This is a genomic window from Nonomuraea sp. NPDC001684 (assembly GCF_053596515.1).
Map to the genome: position 1 here is coordinate 1 of NZ_JBSFGJ010000522.1, position 6,077 is coordinate 6,077.

Sequence of the window (6,077 nt, forward strand, 5' to 3'; positions counted from 1 at the left end):
CAGATGTGTGCTGACGAAAGGAGGGACATTGCTGAAAAGGTTCCGCAAACCAGCAGTTTCCGCAGCTGAGAATGCTGATCAGCCGTCCGAGGCGGACGGTGACCAGGGCCACCGGCTGCGGGCCCCCAGCAAGCTGCACGCCTTCAACCGCTACGAGATCAAGTACCTCGTGGACGCCTCGGAGGCGGTCGCGCTGCGGGAGGAGATCGAGCAGCGGCTGGATCGCGACCGGCACAGCGGCGAGGCGGGCTACGGCATCTGGAGCGTCTACTACGACACCCGGCAGTTGCGCTTCTACTGGGAGAAGATCGAGGGGCTGAAGTTCCGCAGGAAGCTGCGGGTGCGCCACTACGGCGACCGCTTCTGCGTGGACGGCGCCACGCCGGTGTTCGTCGAGATCAAGCAGCGGGTCAACCGGGTCACCCAGAAGCGGCGGGTGTCCCTCCCTTACGCCGATGCGCTGCGCCTGTGCGACGGGCGGCAGCTGGTCGAGCACGACCCGTCCCAGCGGGCCTTCCTGGAGGAGGTGCTCGACCTGGTGCTGCGCCTGGACCTGCGGCCCGTCGCCATCACCGGCTACCAGCGGCACGCCTACCTCGGCCGTGACGCCGACGTGGGCCTGCGGGTGACGTTCGACCAGCGCATCCGCGGCCGTGACCGGGACTTCCACCTCGGCGCCGACGCCGAGAACCGGCTCATCGTCCCGGCCGGCAAGACGATCGTGGAGGTCAAGGCCAACGAGCGGGTGCCGTACTGGCTGACCGACCTGACCGCCAAGCGGAACCTGCAAGTGGTGCGGGTCTCCAAGTACTGCCAGAGCGTCGAGGCCCACGGGCTGGCGCCGCGCTCGATCTTCCACGTTCCCGACCACGACCTCATCCCCTCGACCGTTCTCTCGGAGGCATGACCCCCATGGACTTCTCCTTCCAGGACCTGTCCGGCACGTTCAGCGTGGCCGACATCGCCATCGCGATGGCCCTGTCGTTCGTGCTCAGCGCCATGATCGGCTGGGTGTACCGGGCCACGCACCGCAACGTGTCCTACAGCCAGTCCTACGTCCAGACGCTGGTCGTCCTGGGCATGCTGATCTCGCTGATCATGCTGGTCGTCGGCTCGAACATCGCCCGCGCGTTCGCCCTGGTCGGCGCCCTGTCGGTGGTGCGGTTCCGCAACGCCATCAAGGAGACCCGCGACGTCGGGTTCATCTTCCTGGTGATGGGCGTCGGCATGGCCGTCGGCACCCGCTTCTACCTGCTGGGCATCGTCGCCGCCGTCGCCATCTGCCTGATCGTCATGGTCATGCACCGGTTCAACTGGTTCCAGCTCAACGTGCGACGCCAGGTCGTCAAGGTCCAGGTCCCCTCGGACGAGGACTTCACCGCCTCGATCCAGGACGTGCTCGTCCGGCACACCGACGAGTTCGAGCTGGTCAGCATGGAGTCGATCAGGGCGGGGGCGCTCACCGAGCTCATGTACACCGTCAAGATCAAGAAGGGCAGCGAGCCGGGCGACCTGATCAGCGCCTTGCGCGAGCGCAACCACGGCCAGTCGGTCACCGTCCTGACCGGGTACGACCAGACCGACCTGTAGGCCCGGCACATGGCACCGACCAAGCACCTCAAGCACCGCGTCCCCGTCAGGCTCCGGCAGAACTGGAGGCTCGTCACGCTGTGCGCGGCGTTCCTGGCCGCCTGCTGGGGCGTCTTCGGCAGCGGCACGATCCGCCCGTACGTCACCACCGCCCAGGCCGCCGAGGCCAGGGTCGTCACCTCGAACCTGACCGGCACCAAGGACCTGTTCGACGCCTCCACCGGGCACGAGGTGAAGCTCACCTTCACCGACGAGGCCTACCAGGACATGCTGAGCGAGTACTTCAAGGACGGCGAGAAGAAGTACGTCGAAGCCGACCTGACGATCGACGGCACCCGCGTCCCGAGCGTCGGCGTCCGTCTCAAGGGCAACTCCACGCTGGGGCAGCTGACCTGGAAGGGGCAGTCCAAGCGGCGGGCCGTGCCCGGCGGCGGCCGGCGGCCGGAAGGGATGCCCGACGGCTTCCAACCGCCCGACGGCTTCCAACCCCCTGAAGGCTTCCAGCCGCCCGGCAACGGGCAGCCGCAGGGCCAGGGCGGGCCGCCCGGAGGCGGCATGTTCGGCGCCTCCCTGAAGGCCGAGGAGCCGGAGAACCTGCCCTGGCTGATCAGCTTCGACGAGTTCGTGGAGGGCCGCCGCTACCAGGGGCGCACCCAGGTCGCCGTACGGCCGGCCACGATGGGCTCGACGACGATGCTGAACGAGGCGCTCGGCATCGCACTGGTCGGCGCCTCCGGCGAGCCGACCCAGCGCTCGGCCTACAGTTCCTTCACCGTCAACGGCCGCGCGTCCACCCCGCGCCTGGTGGTGGAGTACCTGGACGAGGGCTACGCGGCCGAACTCGGCGACGGCGTGCTGTACAAGTCGCTGGCCACCGGCTCGTTCACCTACAAGGGCGAGGACCAGACCGAGTACACCGGCGACTTCAAGCAGATCAACAAGGTCGGCGGCAAGGACCTGCAGCCGGTCATCGACCTGGTCAGGTGGACGGGCGAAGCCTCCGACGCCGAGTTCACCGAGGGCCTGACCGACCGCCTGGACGTGACCTCGTTCGCCCGCTACCTGGCCCTGCAGCACATCATGGTCAACTTCGACGACATGGCCGGCCCCGGCAAGAACTACTACCTGTGGTACGACACGGCCACCAGGAAGTTCAAGGTCATCACCTGGGACCTCAACCTCGCCTTCAACGGCGACGCCAAGAGCGGCGTCAACGACACGATCGGGATGGGCGGCTTCGGCCCTGGACGTCCCCAGCAGAACCAACAGCAGACCCAGACGCAGACCCAGCCGGCGCAACCCCGGCAGGGGCAGCCGCCTCAGGGCCTCACCGCGCCCGGCGGCGGGCAGGGGCGTCCCGGCGGCGGCATGATGCGCATGAGCCACCCCCTGAAGGAGAAGTTCCTCAAGAACGCCACCTTCAAGAAGATGTACGAGGAGCAGTACCGCGCCCTGTACACCAAGCTGCTGGGCAGCGGCGCCGCCTCTGGCCTGCTCGACGACCTCGTCGCCGCCTACAAGCTGAACGACGGCGCCGACACCGCCAAGGTCGACGCCGAGGCGAAGACCCTGCGCACGTTCCTGCGGACCCGGACCGAGACCCTGCGCTCGGACAAGGCGATCACCGGCGCCTGACCCGCACGTGGCGAACGGAATCTGGCGTTGTCCACGTCCGGGGCCCCTGACGCGAGGGCCACCGGCCCGGGAGACCCGTTTGACGCCGGATTCCGTTCCAGCTCTCGCTGGCCCCGGCTCGGCGGCGGGTTTCCGGCCGTGCTGGCTCTGCCGCCCCGCACCCGCATTTGTCCAGATTCTGGCGTATTGTCCACCGGCGCGGCCTTCGCCTGTTAGATTCCGAGTCGTGATCAAGGAGAGGCACGGCAGCAGCCCCGCAACAGACCGCTGAGGCAGGACGGGGGACGCTCCGCGGCCAGGCCAGGGGGCCCGATCACGCGCCGTGCGAGCAGCCCCGCCCGCCGATCGACGTGCCGATCGACGATAGGAGCAATGTGCTGAGAAGAACATCCCTGCTCGCCACCGCCCTCATGGCGATGGCGACGCTGTTAGCCGTCCCCATGGGGGGGACGGCCGGCGCGGCGGTGACCCGGCAGGACGTCACGGATGCCGTCGGCAAGCGCGGCATCACCTGGGGGCCGTGCGAGGAAGAACCCACCGTCGAGTGCGGCACGCTGGCCGTGCCCATCGACTGGTCCGAGCCCGACGGGCCGACCGTCGACCTGGCCCTGGCCCGCCGCAAGGCCACCACCCCGTCGGCGCGGATCGGCTCCCTGCTGACCAACCCCGGCGGGCCCGGCAACTCCGGCGTGAACGACATCCTGCGCCCCTCCGGCTTCAGCCAGGACATCCAGCGGCGCTTCGACATCGTCGGCTACGACCCCCGCGGCGTCGCCCGCAGCCGCTCGGTGACCTGCTCGGCCTCGGTGTACAACCAGATGCCCTACCCGGTCATGACCAGCCAGGCCGACTACCTGACGTGGGTCGCCTTCGACAACAGGCTGCGCGCCGACTGCCGCAAGCTCACCGGCCCCCTGTACGACCACCTCGACTCGGTCAACGTGGCCCGCGACATGGACGCCATCCGCGCCGCGCTGGGTGAGGACAGACTGACCTCCTACGGCGTCTCCTACGGCACGCTGGCCCAGCAGATGTACGCCGAGCTGTTCCCGGGCCGGATCCGCGCCATGGTGCTGGACAGCAACATGGACCACAGCCTGGACGTCAAGGCGTTCCAGGTGAGCGAGGCCGCCACCGTCCAGGACAGCTTCGAGGAGTTCATCGCCTGGTGCGAGCGTGACAGCGACTGCGTCCTGCGCGGCCGCGACATCCGGGCGTTGTGGAAGGGGCTGCTGGCCAAGGCCGGCCGCGGTCAGCTGTTGTGGCCGGGCGACGGCCGCCCGGTGAGCACGCACAACCTGCAGTGGCTGGGCGTGGTGCTCAACGAGGCGCCCGCCTGGCGGCTGGAGGCCAAGGTGCTGCTCGCGCTGGCGGGCGGCCCGGTGCCCGAGGACATGCCCGGCCCTCCCGGCAACTGGCCGGTGAACGGCCAGTACGCCGAACTGCCCACCGCGATCTTGTGCCAGGACTGGAACCTGTCGCTGCGGGGCTACGCCGAGTACGCCGAGGTGATGCGCGCCTCCAACGCGGTGGCCCCCGACATGCGCTACAACCCGATGCCGATGGGCGACATGCCGATCTGCCAGGGCCATCCGGTCAACAACCCCCAGCACCCGCTGCGGTACAAGGGCAGCACGCCGCTGCTGGTGGCCACCTCCAGGCACGACCCCGACACGCCGTACGCGTGGTCGGCCAACGTGGCCCGCCAGCTGGGCCCCAAGGCCACCCTGCTCACCTACGACGGCTGGGGCCACGGCGTCTACGGCATGACCACCTGCACCACGGCCGCCATGGACAGCTACCTGATCTCGGCGTCCGTACCCGCCAAGGGCATCGGCTGCCCGGCGGAGGAACCCCAGGGCTGACACTGGGCTGATCGTGCCGCCCCCGGCACGATCAGCCCCACCCCTCCCGCGGCCGGTCAGGCGAGCGCGGCGGCCAGATGCTCGGCGGTACGGGACCCCGAAGCGGTCAGCAGGTCGGCGGGGGTGCCCTGGAACATCAGGCGGCCGCCGTGTTTGCCGCCGCCCGGCCCCAGATCGATGACCCAGTCGGCCCGTTTGACCATCTGCATGTGGTGCTCGACCACGATGACCGTGTTGCCGGCGTCGACGATGCGGTCGAGCAGGTCGATGAGGGTGTCGACGTCCGACAGGTGCAGGCCGGTGGTGGGCTCGTCCAAAACGTAGACGGCGCCGGTCTTGGTGAGCTCGCCGGCCAGTTTCATCCGCTGGCGTTCGCCGCCCGACAGCGTGGAGGTGAGCTGGCCGAGGGTGAGATAGCCCAGGCCGACGTCGACCAGCGTGGTGACGCGGTCGCGGATGGCCGGTTCGGTGAAGAACGCGGCGGCCTGCTCGGCGGTCAGGGCCAGGACGTCGACGATGGTGTGCCCGCGCAGCCGGTGACGCAGGGCCTCGGGGTTGTAGCGGCTGCCGCCGCACATCTCGCACACGGCGGTGACCGGGTCCATGAACGCCAGGTCGGTGTGGATGACGCCGCGGCCCTCGCAGGCGGGGCAGGCGCCGGTGGAGTTGTAGCTGAACAGCCCCGGCTGGGTGCCGCTGGCGCGGGCGAACAGACGGCGGACCGGATCCAGGACGCCGATGAAGGACGCCGGGCTGGAGCGGGCCGAGACGGCGACGGCGCCCTGATCGACGATGACCGCGCCGGGATGCTGGGCGGTGAACACCTCGCCGATGAGAGTCGACTTGCCGGACCCCGCGACGCCGGTGACGCAGGTCAGCACACCGGTCGGCACGTCGAGGGTGAGATGGTCGAGGTTGTGCAGGGCGGCGTCGGTGATCGTCAGGTGCCCGGTCCGGAGGCGCACTCCGCTCTAGAGCGGTGTGCGG

The 6,077-nt window shown here is 69.4% G+C and carries 5 protein-coding genes; 4 read left to right on the forward strand and 1 reads right to left on the reverse strand.

Annotated features, from left to right (window positions below):
* The first annotated feature begins 28 nt into the window (after positions 1–28).
* The 4 genes from ACWCSD_RS45925 to ACWCSD_RS45940 all read left to right on the forward strand — a co-directional run bounded on the left by ACWCSD_RS45925 (position 29) and on the right by ACWCSD_RS45940 (position 5,090).
* Complete coding sequence (locus ACWCSD_RS45925; RefSeq protein ID WP_449924950.1) at positions 29–907, forward strand: VTC domain-containing protein; 879 nt, start codon at positions 29–31, stop codon at positions 905–907.
* Complete coding sequence (locus ACWCSD_RS45930; RefSeq protein WP_352350664.1) at positions 904–1,590, forward strand: DUF4956 domain-containing protein; 687 nt, start codon at positions 904–906, stop codon at positions 1,588–1,590. The genes ACWCSD_RS45925 and ACWCSD_RS45930 overlap by 4 nt, the downstream gene beginning before the upstream one ends.
* A 9-nt stretch (positions 1,591–1,599) precedes the next feature.
* Complete coding sequence (locus ACWCSD_RS45935) at positions 1,600–3,225, forward strand: CotH kinase family protein (protein ID WP_449924954.1); 1,626 nt, start codon at positions 1,600–1,602, stop codon at positions 3,223–3,225.
* A 374-nt stretch (positions 3,226–3,599) separates the two neighbouring features.
* A complete protein-coding gene (locus tag ACWCSD_RS45940) occupies positions 3,600–5,090 on the forward strand; it encodes an alpha/beta fold hydrolase (RefSeq protein WP_449924957.1) in 1,491 nt (496 codons plus the stop codon).
* A 56-nt stretch (positions 5,091–5,146) separates the two neighbouring features.
* On the opposite strand, the gene ACWCSD_RS45945 is transcribed toward ACWCSD_RS45940, so the two are convergent.
* Complete coding sequence (locus ACWCSD_RS45945) at positions 5,147–6,055, reverse strand: ATP-binding cassette domain-containing protein (RefSeq protein ID WP_449924960.1); 909 nt, start codon at positions 6,053–6,055, stop codon at positions 5,147–5,149.
* Positions 6,056–6,077: the final 22 nt, after the last annotated feature.